The sequence below is a fragment of the Thermoleptolyngbya sp. M55_K2018_002 genome (assembly GCF_015295965.1).
In the GTDB taxonomy this organism is placed as follows: domain Bacteria; phylum Cyanobacteriota; class Cyanobacteriia; order Elainellales; family Elainellaceae; genus Thermoleptolyngbya; species Thermoleptolyngbya sichuanensis.
In genome coordinates this window covers 1-14,470 of sequence record NZ_DVEA01000071.1, presented here as the reverse complement: position 1 = coordinate 14,470, position 14,470 = coordinate 1, and the positions used below count along the sequence as shown (strand labels likewise).

Annotated in this window: 12 protein-coding genes and 1 other RNA gene; 8 read left to right on the top strand and 5 right to left on the bottom strand. The window is 57.3% G+C overall.

The window, feature by feature from the left end; all coding sequences use genetic code 11:
* Positions 1-526 precede the first annotated feature (526 nt).
* The 5 genes from IGS51_RS03490 to IGS51_RS03470 all read left to right on the top strand — a co-directional run bounded on the left by IGS51_RS03490 (position 527) and on the right by IGS51_RS03470 (position 4,281).
* Entirely contained in the window at positions 527-1,930 is a 1,404-nt protein-coding gene (locus tag IGS51_RS03490; protein WP_297075955.1) for a TldD/PmbA family protein, read from the top strand.
* A gap of 167 nt (positions 1,931-2,097) precedes the next feature.
* Positions 2,098-2,820: a bifunctional demethylmenaquinone methyltransferase/2-methoxy-6-polyprenyl-1,4-benzoquinol methylase UbiE gene (ubiE, locus tag IGS51_RS03485; protein ID WP_297075953.1), complete on the top strand. Its 723-nt coding sequence runs from the start codon at positions 2,098-2,100 to the stop codon at positions 2,818-2,820.
* 135 nt (positions 2,821-2,955) lie between these two features.
* On the top strand, positions 2,956-3,552 hold the full coding sequence (locus IGS51_RS03480; RefSeq protein WP_297075951.1) for a thioredoxin family protein: 597 nt from the start codon (positions 2,956-2,958) through the stop codon (positions 3,550-3,552).
* A 198-nt stretch (positions 3,553-3,750) separates the two neighbouring features.
* A non-coding RNA gene (ssrS, locus tag IGS51_RS03475) (6S RNA) lies at positions 3,751-3,951 on the top strand.
* A 78-nt stretch (positions 3,952-4,029) separates the two neighbouring features.
* The gene (locus IGS51_RS03470) at positions 4,030-4,281 is read left to right on the top strand and encodes a hypothetical protein (RefSeq protein ID WP_297075949.1); all 252 of its coding nucleotides are present in this window, start codon (positions 4,030-4,032) and stop codon (positions 4,279-4,281) included.
* Between the two features lie 44 nt (positions 4,282-4,325).
* On the opposite strand, the gene IGS51_RS03465 is transcribed toward IGS51_RS03470, so the two are convergent.
* Both IGS51_RS03465 and IGS51_RS03460 read right to left on the bottom strand, forming a co-directional pair.
* Positions 4,326-5,138, bottom strand: a complete 813-nt coding sequence (locus IGS51_RS03465) for an SAM-dependent chlorinase/fluorinase (protein WP_297075947.1) — start codon at positions 5,136-5,138, stop codon at positions 4,326-4,328.
* A gap of 339 nt (positions 5,139-5,477) precedes the next feature.
* Positions 5,478-5,867, bottom strand: coding sequence for a glyoxalase/bleomycin resistance/extradiol dioxygenase family protein (locus tag IGS51_RS03460; RefSeq protein ID WP_297075945.1), 390 nt, complete (start codon positions 5,865-5,867; stop codon positions 5,478-5,480).
* A gap of 494 nt (positions 5,868-6,361) precedes the next feature.
* On the opposite strand from IGS51_RS03460, the gene IGS51_RS03455 reads away from it, so the two are divergent.
* The 3 genes from IGS51_RS03455 (at position 6,362) to IGS51_RS03445 (ending at position 9,075) form a co-directional block, all read left to right on the top strand.
* Positions 6,362-7,141 carry a photosystem II S4 domain protein gene (locus IGS51_RS03455; protein ID WP_297075941.1) on the top strand — a complete coding sequence of 260 codons (780 nt, stop codon included), beginning with the start codon at positions 6,362-6,364 and terminating at the stop codon, positions 7,139-7,141.
* Positions 7,142-7,591: 450 nt separating this feature from the next.
* Entirely contained in the window at positions 7,592-8,380 is a 789-nt protein-coding gene (locus IGS51_RS03450; protein ID WP_297075938.1) for a DUF1868 domain-containing protein, read from the top strand.
* Positions 8,381-8,439: 59 nt separating this feature from the next.
* A complete protein-coding gene (locus tag IGS51_RS03445) occupies positions 8,440-9,075 on the top strand; it encodes a cobalt-precorrin-8X methylmutase (RefSeq protein ID WP_297075936.1) in 636 nt (211 codons plus the stop codon).
* Between the two features lie 8 nt (positions 9,076-9,083).
* On the opposite strand, the gene IGS51_RS03440 is transcribed toward IGS51_RS03445, so the two are convergent.
* From IGS51_RS03440 to purL, 3 genes are all read right to left on the bottom strand, one after another.
* Entirely contained in the window at positions 9,084-9,575 is a 492-nt protein-coding gene (locus tag IGS51_RS03440) for a thiol-disulfide oxidoreductase DCC family protein (protein ID WP_297075934.1), read from the bottom strand.
* A 95-nt stretch (positions 9,576-9,670) separates the two neighbouring features.
* Positions 9,671-11,308, bottom strand: coding sequence for an amidophosphoribosyltransferase (gene purF / locus IGS51_RS03435; protein ID WP_297075931.1), 1,638 nt, complete (start codon positions 11,306-11,308; stop codon positions 9,671-9,673).
* A 199-nt stretch (positions 11,309-11,507) separates the two neighbouring features.
* Positions 11,508-13,886 carry a phosphoribosylformylglycinamidine synthase subunit PurL gene (purL, locus tag IGS51_RS03430; protein WP_297075928.1) on the bottom strand — a complete coding sequence of 793 codons (2,379 nt, stop codon included), beginning with the start codon at positions 13,884-13,886 and terminating at the stop codon, positions 11,508-11,510.
* Positions 13,887-14,470: the final 584 nt, after the last annotated feature.

Genomic DNA, 14,470 nt, shown 5'->3' with positions numbered 1-14,470 from the left:
AGGCACAGCCCGTCCCACGGCCTGCGCCCGCTCCTGCGCCCGCCCCCGCCCCTGCCCCTGCGCCCATTCCTGGTTTGTGGTAGAGCCGCGCTGCGATTTTCGGAGGATGTGTTTCGCGTCAGCGTATTGCATCCAAGCCTGATAGGGGGGTGCATTACGACTACGCCTTGCTGCACCCTGCAACACGGTCTACCCACGCTCTACCAACAATCTCCCGATCTCCCCCTAACCCCGATTGCCTGCTCGTGTCAATCGGGGCTTGTTTTTTGTAGCAGAATTCAAGCATTGGACTGGTCATCCAAGCGCAATCCAAGCGCAATCCAAGCGCAATCCAAAATCCACAGGACTTACGCACTTGATAAGTGTTCTGGGTTTTGGATGATTTCTCGCGGCCTGCGCCCGCGAGAAATCATCCAACTGCGTAAGTCCTAATCCAAAATCGATACACCGAACTCAGTCCGAGTTATGCTGCAAGGTAAGGCGTGCTGGCACTCCTCCAACCCCCAGCCCCTCACCTTCCATTCCTATGTCTCTCCGTCTCCCCGATGCCCAAAACCTGTTGAGCGACCTGATCGCCCGCTACAGTCCCCGCGTGGACTATCTTTCGATTCGGCTAGAAGAATCGGAAGCCACCGACATTTTGCTGCGGGGGGGCAAGGTGGAAACCCTCAGCGAAGGCATTGCCGTGGGCGGGCAAGTGCGGGCTTGCTATCGGGGCGGCTGGGGCTTTGCCAGCTTCAATCGGCTGGAAACGCTGGTGGAGCGAATTGAAGAGGCGATCGCCGCGGCCCGGCTTGTCGGCGACGATGAAACCCTGCTGGCCCCGGTCGATCCTGTCCGCGATATCCGTCCCCTCGTGCTGGCAGGCACAGACCCGCGCCATGTCCCCCTCGCCCGCAAAAAGGAACTCTGTAGCCACTACGCCGACATTCTTCGCAGCGTAGACGATCGCATTACCACCACCTCCGTCCGCTATGGCGACAGCATTCAGCACATGCTGCTAGCGACTTCCGACGGCACGCTGATCGAGCAGTCTTGGGCGGATATGGAAATGCGCTTTGCCGCCACCGCCCGGAACGGCGAAACCGTGCAAACAGGTCGCGAAACCACAGGTTCCCGCAAGGGCTATGAAGACCTGGAAAACCTAGATGAACAGGTGCGTGGCGCAGCCCAGCGGGCCGTTCACGCCCTTTCGCTGCCCCCCGTCAAGGGCAATACCTATACCGTCGTCATTGATCCCATCCTGACGGGGCTGTTTGTGCATGAGGCGTTTGGGCATCTGTCGGAAGCCGACATGACCTACGAAAACCCTGATCTAATGGAAGTGATGACGCTGGGGCGACGGTTTGGCTCGCCAGAGCTACAAATTTTTGACGGCGCGGCCCCAGAGGGACATCGCGGCAGCTATGCCTACGACGATGAGGGCGTGCCCGCGACCACGACGCAATTGATCCAGGACGGCGTGCTGGTGGGGCGGCTGCACTCCCGCGAAACGGCGGGCAAGCTGGGTGAAGCGGCTACCGGAAACGCCCGCTGTCTGGACTATCACTATCCGCCCATCGTCCGCATGACCAACACCTGGATTGCCCCTGGCACTACGCCTGTCGCCGACCTCTGTGCCGATATCCAGGAAGGGGTCTACGCCCGCAACTGGATTGGCGGCATGACCAACGGCGAAATGTTTACCTTTACCGCAGGCGAAGCCTGGATGATCCGCAATGGGGAACTGGCGGAACCCGTGCGCGATGTGACGCTATCGGGCAACGTATTCACCACGCTGGCGGATATTGAGGCGATCGCCGACGATTTTCTGTGGGACGAGTCGGGCGGCTGCGGCAAGGGCGGTCAGAGCGGGCTACCCGTGGGCTGCGGCGGCCCCAGTCTCCGCATTCGCAATATCGTCGTCGGCGGTGAAGTGCCTGAAGAATAGGCCTGCGCACTAACCTAGTCCGCCAACTCAACAAGCTAATCCAGTCCGCTAATTCAGCAAGCTAACCCAATCAGCCAACCTAGCCAGTCAACCTAGCCAGTCAACCCAGTCGCTCAATCCCAAACGACGGATACCCGGTTCACTGTCTCTCGTAACCTCCCTTCGCTGTGTCTCAATCTTCCAACGCTCAATCTTCCGAAATTCAAGCCATCTTTAACCGCATCGCGCCCGTTTATGACTTGCTGAACGATGGGCTGAGCCTGATGTTTCATCGGGTCTGGAAGCGCATGACCGTCGGCTGGAGCGGCGCAAAACCGGGCGATCGCTGTTTGGATGTGTGCTGTGGCAGTGGCGATCTGGCGCGGCTGCTGGCGTGGCGGGTGGGCGCGACTGGCGAAGTCGTGGGGCTAGATTTTTCGGCAAACCAGTTGGCGATCGCCCAAGAGCGCACTGCCCAATCCTCCGTGCCGCTGAATGTCACCTGGGTCGAGGGCGACGCGCTGCATCTGCCCTTTGGCGACAACGAGTTTGACGCAGCTACGATGGGCTACGGTCTGCGAAATGTGGTGGATATTCCCAAAGCCCTGGCAGAACTGCATCGCGTGTTGAAACCCGGCGCATCGGTCGCCATTCTCGACTTTCATCGCCCCGACAGCCCGCAACTACAAGCCTTCCAGCAGTGGTATCTAGATACGCTAGTGGTTCCCGCAGCGGCTCAGTTGGGCATGAAGGACGAATACGCCTACATCTTCCCCAGCCTGGAGCGGTTTCCGCAGGGGCCAGAGCAAGTGCGGCTGGCAAAACAAGCCGGATTTGCCTACGCCGAACACCATGCGATCGCCGGTGGGCTGATGGGCGTGCTGGTCGCTACCAAGCCGCGCAATTGGTAAGTAGCCTGGGCGATCGCGGCTCTGAGGGTAGGATAGAAGAAACCCCTGCCGAACCCAGCCAAACGCTGGCCGGCTCAACCTGCAATCCAAAATCCAAAACCCAAAACCCAAAATCAGTCTCTCCCTAAACCCACCATGACTGCTGAATCTCCCAAGCCCAAACCTCCCATGCCGCCATTTGAGCCAGGAAACGCCAGCCGCATTCGGAATTTTCTGATTGCAATGGTGGCGATCGCCCTCAGCACGTCGATCTTCTTTGGGCTGCAATCGCCCAACGGCTCTAGCAAACTGGCGGCACTGGCCGAATCTGCGGTGCCCCTAGAGGAAGCGCTGGCCAATGACAAACCCACGCTGATGGAGTTTTATGCCAACTGGTGTACAAGCTGTCAGGCGATGGCGCAAGACCTGGGCGAACTGAAAGAAGAGTATGGCGATCGCGTCAATTTTGTCATGCTGAATGTAGACAACGACCGCTGGCTGCCAGAGATGCTGGCCTATCGAGTCGATGGCATTCCCCATTTTGTGTATTTAGATCGGCAGGGAGAGGCGATCGCCAGCATCATCGGCGAACAGCCCCGCGCCGTGATGGCTGCGAACCTGGAGGCGCTGTCGAACAATACCCCCTTGCCCTACGCGCCCGCCAGCGGTCAGGTTTCTAAAGTGAACACTGCCGCTGCCAAAGCTACACCCGACGACCCACGTAGCCACGGCAGCCAGGTAAATCGGGGTTAGGAGCAGGGTTAAGGGCGGGGTTAAGAATTTAGAAGGCACTGCCTTGGCGGTATGGGGCTAGAGGCGTTGCCGCTCAAGGAAAGCCCGTAATTTACAAAACTCAGCCCCAAAGCTCAGCCCAAAGAACTCAGCCCACAGGTAGAGTTTCGGTTTTCCGTCTTGCCAGCGGCGTGTCGAATGTCGCTACAATGGGGCTTAGTTCTACTGCGGCGTTGGTGACTGCCAATAACGTTTTATGATCTATGCTTCGACTAAACGGGAGTCGTGATGTCTCGATGGCAGTAGACTGAGCCTGTCTTGGCAACAAGCGTGTACTCAGAAACTTTAAATCGAGGCCGAGAGTCCCACCTGGATTTATCCAGGTCAAAAACTGAGGTAAGACGGCGTTGTGGGGAACTTTTAAGCAATTTTCAATCAAAATTCCTCTGTCTGCTGGGCGGGGGAATTTTTGTATGCAGGGCTGGGGAGCGTTTTGGGATGGATGATGTGCTGCAATGGTCAGCGGTGACGCTGGTGGGGCTGGTGCTGTGGGCATTGGCGATGGCCTCGCGGCGCAATATCGCTCGCTGGAGTGCCCGCGTTTCATCGGCTCGTTTGGGCGAGGCCGCAAGCCGTCTGGACTTGCAAACTGGCGCTTCAGTTCAAGAAGAAACAGCAACACCGACAACAGCACCGGACACCGCCATGCGGCTGACTTATCGAGGCGTGCCTTATCTGCGCTGGCGATAGGGAAAAAGCAAGGAAAACGCTCTCGCGGGCGATCGCCCCAGACTCTATCCCAACTGGCCCAAAACGATCTGGACGGCATCTCCAACCGCTAATCCCAACTGTTGTTGAGCATTGCCCTGGTTGCAGGCAATCTCGACATAGCCGTGGCTGCCAATCAGCGCCAGCAGGCTACCGGGGGCCGAGTCGGCATAGGTTTTGCAGCCAGGAATTGGGTGATATTGCTCCGCAAGACTAGCGGCAACGCCCACGCGCAGATTCCAGATGTATCCCAACACCGCAGAGCCGGGAATTGTGGTGATGGCGTTACCAAAATGGTCGATTGCCTGGATATGTCCTGTCAGAACTTGGTCCTCTCGGTTCCAGGGCGGCAGGTCGAGTTGAATCAGCGAATCGGGGGCGATCGCCCGTCCCAGTTCTGCCAAGGCCACACCGCTTGCCAGGTGAGCGCCCACGGGGGCAAACACATCGCGGCCGTGAAAGGTGGCGCTGGGGCTGGGCACACGCCAATAGGCGGGATTGGAGAGTTCCACCGCCGCCAGCACGGGACGATGCGCCAGCACACCGCCAAACAGGCCATTGTCTGGCCCCACAAGATAACCGTCTGACAACTGAAGCGCGATCGCCCGCCGCTGTCCACCCACCCCCGGATCGACCACTGCCACATGCACCGTGTCCGCCGGAAAATACGGGTAGGCCGTCATCAGATGAAAGCGAGCGGCGGCCACGTCCTGCGGCGGAATCTGGTGCGTCAGGTCGATGACCGTGAGCGTGGGGTTAATTTGGGCGATCGCGCCTTTCATCACTCCCACGTAAGTATCTGCCAGCCCAAAGTCGGTCAGTAGCGTGAGAATTCCCATCAGAATGAGGGATAACGTGAGGAATGGAATCAGGATAAAACTTATACACTAAGACTTTTTTGCAGGAACTTTGGAGGGGACTTTCAAAGTAGGGGAGCTTTCAAAAAGAGAACTTTAATTTGCTGGATTCAATTGCTGTTCAAGAGGTTAAAGAAACGTGCAAAAACTCTTAGGTAGTAACTCTCAAAATATTGTCGTTCTAAAGGCTGATGTGAAAGCGCTTGCTCAAAGGGGGATGAATTCAGACGCAGATTACATCTTGGTCGAAGATTTGTTCAGGATGGGGCACAAATCGGCCATGAAGCCTCGAACCTCGGTCATAAAGTCTCGGCCATAGACTCAAGCTTCTTGTATTGGAATATTTTCACCAAAGCAAAGCTCATAGCCGTCTGGGTCAGTGATGCGGATCTCGTTCATGCCGTAAAACGTGACAACGGTTTTGCCAACCACCATGCCGCTGTCGATCAGGTGGGCACGAACTCGCTCCACGCTCTCTGGGTAGAAATAAAGAACCACATCCCGAAACTCGCCCTCTGCGCGGTCGTCATTCGCATCGCGAGTCGTCACCATTAGCTCCACATCCTCATCTGCCTTAAAGCGGGCCCAAAAGGGCTTGCCGCCATTTTCCAGCAGACCCATCAACTGAAATCCAAGCGTTTGCGTATAGAAATGGATGCTGCGGCCGACATCGGCCACCGCCAGCATGGGCACCATGGACTGAAATTTCATACTTGTGTACACAAGCTCAACCTTTTCATCGTACAGAAGCACTAATTTAACTGTGGATAAAACTTCGTAAAGTAGTGTAAGCGAATGCGAAGGTCTTTGTTACGACGAAATTTGTTCGTTGTGTTAATGCCTTAGTCGCTCCAACAGCGTGGGCTAGACGCAATTTTTCAGCGGGCCGCCTGCTGTGATTTATTACTTCAATACATACTCCAATTTTCGCAACAGATTGGGGGAGTGATGGGAGCGTTTTACGTCAAGCTGCTATGCAGAAATATATGCAGAAACAGCAGTTTATTCTCTCTGCTGCACGGTCAATTCTCCTGTGTGGCGCGACGAATGAAATTGCCAGAAGCCTTGAAACCAGTTGACTGGCAATCCAAAATCCAAAATCGCGAATCTCTCCAAGCCGAGCGATCGCCCCTTTCCCTGCCTCCATCATCCCCAGATAGAATGAAGCTTTAAGGCGTTTGCCCCGTCCTCCTCGCTGCCTGCCTATGTTGCCCAGAGACGAATTGCTGAAGGGAATCGAAAACCGCGAAGTAGCGGTGCGCGTACTGGATCAGGCGGAGCAGGCGATCAAGACCTGGGAGGTGGTGTGTACGGATTTTCTGTCTCCCCCAGAACTGGCCGAGGCGCGGCAAATACTGGGGCGCTTGTCGGAGGTGCATCTGCTGGCGTGGGGCGGCTATCCGCAGGCCGAGCGACAGCGCGTGGCGATCGCCCGTCCCGAAATTCCCCTCGACGAAAGCCAGGTGGCGCTGGCGGCGCTGGATATTAACGGCAACTTCTTGTTTGATCCAGCGACCCACCGCGATTTCTTGGGGGCGCTGCTGGGCACGGGCATCGTGCGCGAAAAGGTGGGCGATATCCTGGTGCTGGGCGAACGCGGGGCGCAGGCGGTGGTCGTCCCCGACTTGGTGGAGTTTTTGGAAATGGGGCTGACGCAGGTGCGCTCGGTGCCTGTGAAAACGCGCCGATTGGACTTTGCTGCGCTAAAAGTCCGCGAACCCAAGAAAAAAGAAATCACCACCGTAGAAGCATCGCTGCGGCTGGATGCGATCGCCTCAGCAGGCTTTGGCATGTCGCGCAGCAAAATGGTGGATCTGATCAACGCGGGCGACGTGCGGGTGAACTGGAAAGAAATTACCCAGCCCAGCCACCCACTCAAGTCGGGCGATCTGGTGGCGATTCGCGGCAAAGGGCGGCTGGAGGTGGGAGAAATCACCGTCACGAAGAAGGATCGCTATCGTGTACAGATGACCCGGTTTATGTAGCGTTCATGTAGCGATTTGGAGGGCATGGTGCGGCGTGTGGGGGGCGCGCCGGGTTAATTAGCGCTTTCAGGATGGGTCTGAGGCGGGTCTGGAGCAATTCCGGGCGGGCGATCGCCCTGCAAGATTATCCTCCCTGCCTCGTTTCCCGCTACATTAAGAAAATGCCCCCAAGTCACGGATTCCTGAACTGTTCTTGAAGAGGATATTTGTTGAGATACTTGCAGAGATATTTGCAGAGATATTTGCGGATATAGGGTTCCTGTGAATTTGTCCAAGGCTGTTTTGGTGCAGTTTCCAGCCCTGTATTCCCGACTTTAGAGCTAAGGCTCTCACGATAGGTTCTGTCGGATCTACACACCTGTTTTACGTTAGTAGTTATTAGTAGTTATTTGGTATTCCTTGGTCAGGTACCGATCGGCAACACCGTTTAGTAAACGAGGCGATTGAGCGTTGGACGAGACTTTTCAGATTCACATTAACCGGATTGCCCGGATGACGCTGCCCGAAGCTCGCAAGACCCAGGTGCAGCACATTCAATCCTCTCCCAAGTTTTCGCTAAAGGACGGACAGGTGCAGCCGTCGCCGTTCCCTGGCTACAGCATCATCACGCCGCCCTGGGTCGATGAGACAGAAAACGGCGTGTTTTATGAACAATTGCAGGCGCTTCAGCAGCAGGTGTTGCAGCAGCTTGAGCCGGGGCTGCTGGTGCCTGTGCCGTCCGACAGCTTTCACATGACGCTGGCGGATCTGATCTGGGATAGTGCCTTTCACCATGCGGTTGAGGAAGATGCCGAGTTCGAGCCAAAATTGCGCGATCGCCTCCGCGTCCTGTTTGAACAGTTCCAGACCTCCATCGACGGCAGCCATCCTGTTTATTGGCAGGTGTTGGGGCTGATCGTCATGCCTCGTGCCGTGGGCGTGTGTCTGCTGCCCAAAGATGAAGCATCCTACCAGCGAGTAGTGGCGCTGCGCCGCTTGATTTATCAAGACCACGATCTGATCGCGCTGGGCATCGAGCAGCAGTATCATCTGACGGCTCACGTCACGCTGGGCTATTTTGGCAGTTTGCCCGATGCGCTCGACCGTGAAGCCCTGAGCGATCGCCTCAGCAAGATTAATCATGAATGGCTCGACGCGACCGATCCACAGCCGCTCTGGGTTCACCGCGCTGAACTGCGGAAGTTTGACGACATGACGCGCTACTATCGAGAGCCAGACTGGGCAGCCGTGAGTTTGTAATGAGTTTTTGATTTGTCATCAGTTTTTGAAAGGATAAAGGATTTTTGAAAGGATGAAGGATGAGCCTTGAGCCTTCTCCGTCCCTGCTAAATCATGCCATTGTGGAGCAGAGTTTTGCGGTCATCGACCGGGAAATGGGGCCCCACAGCTTCGACCCGGCGGAATATGCGATCGCCCGTCGGGTAATTCATAGCACGGCGGATTTCGAGTTCAAAGATTTGCTGCGGTTTAGTGAGGGGGCAATTTCAGGGGCGATCGCCGCTTTGCAGCGCCAGACCCCGATTGTGGTAGACGTGAGCATGGTGCGTCAGGGCATCGCCACAATGGTCGCCAAGACGTTTTGCAACCCAATCGTGACGGCTGTAGAGGCGGCCAGTGCCGCTTTGCCCGGAAAGACCCTCACAGAAACGGGGATGCTGCGCTGTTGGGAGCAATATCCAGATGCGATATACGCCATCGGCAATGCTCCAACGGCGCTGCTTGCCCTCTGCCAAGCTGCACCAATGGCGACCGTGCAGCCCGCCCTAGTCATTGGCGCACCCGTCGGCTTTATCTCGGTGCTAGAAGCCAAGGCGACCCTCGCCCAAACCCCGCTCCCCCAGATCCGGGTAGAGGGGCGCAAGGGGGGTTCCTCCGTGGCCGCTGCCATTGTTAATGCGCTGCTGGTGCTGGCCTGGGAGGAGCATGGTAGCTAGACCTGGCACTAGACCTGGCAGCGATCGCCCTCGTTGCACGCCAGCCGTTCTTGCCGCTGGCGCACCAGTTCCGCCAAATCTGGGCGACCCGTCAGCCGCAAGCGCCATGCGGCCCAGATGCCGTACAGCCAGTCGGCGATCGCCCCAACCACAGGCACTCTAGTAATGGCATAAACCCAGCCCATGTCCAGCACTTCATAGACCCGGCGAAACACTTCCACGTTTTTAATCACGCTGCCGTCTGCCAGGACTGCGTGAATCCGCCCCATAGCCGTTTCAAAGTCCACGCCGCCATGCTGAGCTGGGTCGTAGTCCGCTGCGGCAATGTCCACAAATTCCACCAGACCACGCCCTGCATCTTTTGCCCGCAAAAAGTTGACTTCTTTCACGCAAAGCGGGCACTCGCCATCGTAAAGCAGCTTGACCTGCCAGGTGGGGATAGCGGAGGCTCCCGGCGCGGGCACGGATGAAGATTCGGAAACTATTGGAGATGAAGCCATACAAATTAAAAAATTAAAACGCAGCGTAAACAAGAGCAGAAGGCTTCAGAGATCTACTTCTTATTTTAAGAAAAATGAAGCGGCTGGGGAAATGGTTAAACCGACGCGGGCTGCGACAGTGGAGACTCGACCTTTGTTTGGGCGACCTTTTCTCTCTCCAGCTTTTCCTTTTCTAGCTTTTCTTTCTCCAACTTTTCAAACATCAGCTTCGAGCGCTTCACCTGTTCTGGCACGGGCACCGGATAGTTACCCGTAAAGCAGGCCGAGCAAAAGCTTTCGGTATCGGTCTGTGTGGCCTGGAGCATTCCCTCCCAACTCAGATATGCGAGGGAATCAACGCCAATCTGGTGGGCAATCTCTTCAACGGTTTTGGTGGCAGCGATCAGCTGATCCTGCGAATCGGTGTCGATGCCGTAGAAGCAGGGGTGCGTCACCGGAGGTGAGGAAATCCGCATGTGGACTTCTGTTGCGCCCGCATCCCGGAGGGCTTTCACGATCTTGCGGCTGGTGTTGCCCCGCACCAGCGAATCGTCCACGATTAGAATCCGCTTGCCCACCAGCACATCGCGCAGCGGGTTTAGCTTCATGCGGATGCCAGCCTCGCGCATACTCTGGGTCGGCTGAATAAAGGTGCGCCCGACATAGCGGTTTTTGATCAGCCCCTCGGCGTAGGGCACTTTGGATTCGCGGGAGTAGCCGATCGCAGCGGGAACCCCCGAATCGGGCACGCCCATCACCAGATCCACATCGGCAGGATTTTCCAGCGCCAGTTGTTTGCCCAGCCGCAGCCGATAGCTATAGAGGCTTTCCTCGTGCATGAGGCTGTCGGGGCGGGCGAAGTAAATCATCTCAAAGATGCACAGCTTGCGGGTTTCGGGTTTGGCCCAGCGGACGGAGTGCAAGCCCTGCTCGTTGATCCAGACCAGTTCACCTGGCTCTACGTCGCGCAGATAATCGGCATTGATAATGTCTAGTCCGCAGGTTTCTGAGGCAACGACGTAGCGAGAGGTGCGATCGCGCTCGTCGTCCGGCAGCGTGCCAATGACCAAGGGACGGATGCCGTTGGGGTCGCGGGTGACAAGTAGCCCAGCGGGTGTGCCGATGACCAGGCTAAAGGCTCCCTGACAGCGCTTGAAGGCGGCGATCGCCCCGTCGATCCAGTCCATGCCGCTGTTCACTGCTTCGGCCACGGCAAAGGCAATCGATTCAGAATCGGTCGTGGTTTGAAGCTGGGCGTTTTGTTGCAGCAGTTCCTCTCGCAGGATTCCGGCGTTGACCAGGTTGCCGTTGTGGGCCAGCGCCAGCGGGCCGAGCCGAGTTTGCACCACTGCGGGCTGGGCGTTGACCACGCGGCTCGATCCCGTTGTGGAATAGCGCGTGTGCCCCACTGCCAGGCCGCCTTTGAGCATGGCGAGGATCTGTTCGCTAAAGACCTGCGTCACCAGCCCCATCTCTTTATACAGATGCACTTGCAGATCTAGCGGCGCGACGTTGCGGTAGCGGCTCACCTCTGAAACAGACGTGCCCTCGTAGGTGGCGATGCCGGCCGACTCTTGCCCGCGATGCTGGAGCGCAAACAGCCCAAAATAGGTTAGCTTGGCGACATCTTCGCCCGGTGCGTATACGCCAAACACACCGCAGGCTTCTTCGGGCTTGTCGGGGCGATCGCCCTCCTCTTGCTCATGCGGCTCAAACCTAGCAGACGGCAGGCAATCGTCATCGTCGGGCATCATAGCGTGTCTCCAAAGGATTCGGGGTTTGGAATGGGGGATTAGGCGGAGTCCAAAGGGAAAGGCTTAACTGGTTCGCAACTTGTTTGTAACAATCCCTTAATCCTCTCACAGGCTTGCAGCGAGGCAAGGGGGAATCTTACGGACATTCGGCACGGTTTTTGGGTGGATGTCCTTTGCGGGTGGATATCTACAGACAACATCAGTCAACGGTGAGGCGACGCTCAATGGCATTCAACCAGCGATCGCCCATCTCGGCCATGCTAGCGTTTATCAGGCAGCGACCGTCGGCGGTAGAAATTTGCAGGGGTGCGGTTGCGTCTGCGACCTGTCCCAACTTTTGCCAGCGATCGCCCAAATGCTCCCTCAAATAGGCTTCCCAGGCTGTGGTTTGCTCCGGCGCAACTGAAACTACAATCCGTGCGCCTGCTTCTCCAAACAAAAGCGTGTCCAGCCGTTGGGACGTTGACAGCCCGCCGGACTCGCCCATCCCCAGACCCACCGTTGCACCCAAGCTGCCGCCGATGCAGCATTCTGCCAGCGCCACCGCCAGTCCGCCCTCGGCGCAGTCGTGGGCAGACTCCACCCAGCCGCGCCGAATTCCCTCCCGACAGGCCGCCTGCACCCGCCGCTCTAGGTCAAAATTCACCTCCGGTGGCCGCCCTGCTACGGTTTGGTGAACCACTGCGAGGTATTCCGAAGCGCCCAAGGTCGGCACGGCATCTGCTCCTAATAAGTAGATAACCGCACCGGGCGTTTTCCAGCCCAGCCCACACACCCGGCGCAAATCTTCGACCAAGCCCACCATACCAACGACGGGGGTGGGGTAAATGGGCTGCGGCTTGCCCTCTGCGTCCAGCGTCTCGTTATACAGCGACACGTTGCCGCCCGTGACGGGTGTTTGCAGTTCTCGACAAGCTTCCGCCAGTCCCCGACAGGACTCTGCCAGTTGCCAGTAGCCAATCGGCTTTTCGGGACTGCCAAAGTTGAGATTATCCGTCACCGCCAGCGGCTCTGCCCCGACACAACTCAGGTTCCGCGCCGCCTCTGCCACAGCCATCTTTGCGCCCTCGTAGGGATGCAGGTAGACATAGCGGGCGTTGCAATCGACGGTGGCGGCAACGGCCTTGATAAAGGCAGAGGTGGGTGGAGGACTCCCTGCGGCTGTCTCCTGGCTGTCAGGTTCCTGTGGCCGCAGGCGGACCACGGCGGCATCGGCTCCACCGGGCAACAGAACCGTGTTGTTTTGCACCTGATGGTCGTATTGGCGATAGACCCAGCGCTTGGAAGCGATAGTGGGGCTATCGAGCAGCCGCAGCAGCAGGCCGTTCCAGGTGGAGAGCGTGCTGTTTATCGTGATGCCGTCGGGGGTGCTGGGGGGAAGCTGGTCTTCCGTCCAGGCCCAGGCAGTGCGGGCGTAGTCAGGCGGTTCGGGCAACAGTTCATGGTGATAAATCGGCGTGTTGTCGGAAAGGGCGGTGGCGGGCACTTCAGCGGCGATCGCCCCCTGATAGAAAATCCGCACCACGGGTTCTTCAATGACGCGCCCGGCCACCACCGCGTGCAGCCCCCAACGATGGAAGATATCGATTAGCTCTTGTTCGCGACCAGCATGGGCCACAAACAGCATCCGCTCCTGCGATTCCGACAGCAGAAACTCGTAGGGAACCATGCCCGTCTCGCGGACGGGGATTTTGTCTAGGTCTAGCTCGATACCCACACCGCCTTTCGCCGCCATTTCCGAGGTAGAACAGGTAATTCCCGCTGCGCCCATGTCCTGCGCGGCGGCAACGGCTCCGGTTTTGAAGGCTTCTAAACAGGCTTCGATCAGAGATTTTTCCAGAAATGGGTCGCCAACCTGAACCGCAGGGCGATCGTCCATCGACTCGTCGCTCAGTTCGGCGCTGGCAAAGCTGGCTCCGCCCATGCCGTCTCGTCCGGTCGTGGAGCCGACATACAGCACCGGATTGCCAATCCCAAACGCGCCAGACTTCACAATTTCGGGCGTTTCCATCAGCCCAATTGCCATCGCGTTCACCAGCGGATTCCCTGCATAGGCGGGGTCAAAGTAGACTTCACCCCCCACTGTCGGCACGCCCACACAGTTGCCATAGTGGGCAATGCCCGCCACCACCCCGTTCACCAGTCGCCGGGTACGCGGATCTTCCAAATTGCCAAAGCGGAGTGAGTTCAGCACCGCAATGGGACGAGCGCCCATTGTGAAAATGTCTCGCAAGATGCCGCCTACACCCGTCGCTGCGCCCTGAAACGGCTCCACTGCTGAGGGGTGATTGTGCGACTCGATTTTGAAGGCCAGTTGCAACTCGTCGCCCATGTCCACCACGCCTGCATTTTCGCCTGGGCCGACCAGGATGCGCTCTCCCGTCGTGGGGAACTGCTTCAGCAGGGGACGCGAGTTTTTGTAGCAGCAGTGTTCTGACCACATGACACCGAACATGCCCAGTTCTGCTTTGTTGGGATGGCGACCCAGGCGGCGGACGATCTCTTCGTATTCTTCAGGCTTCAGCCCTTCGGCGGCGATTTCTTCGGGCGAAAACGGGGGAGAGGCAGCGGCAGTCATGGAGAGGGTTTGGGCGAATCGCGCAGTCGGCGCTTTGGACAAGCTTCATTGTATAGCCGCGGGTCAAGTTGCTGGGGCGATCGCCCCTCCCCTGCCGCACTAGATATTCCGGCCGACGGCAGGGCAACCGTACTGAATGCGTGGCTATAAGCGGCTTTTGAGGGCGATCGCAATATTTCGTTACATTTCGCCCGATGGCCCGTTGATGCTCTTACTCTGTCACCTCTGTCACCCACTTCTACGTTGTCGAACACCAACGTCGAACACCAACGTCGAACACCAACAGTGCCGAGACATACACATCACTAAGCGTTACGCGATAGAAAACGCTCATGGCTATAGGTCTGTCTTGTGCATCTCCGGCTTTTCAGAGGTTTAGAGCAAGAGATTCATGTACGAATTCTTAGAAAAATCAAAAGATCATCGCAAAGTGCTTTACAAATCGAAACAGTGTCGCTAAATTAATTAACACAGGCAAGCAAAACCGCTGACCTGTATCGAATACATACATTTCAAGCACTTATCTATCATGACAACGACCCTACAACGCACCGAACGTGCAAGCGTATGGGAACAGTTTTGCA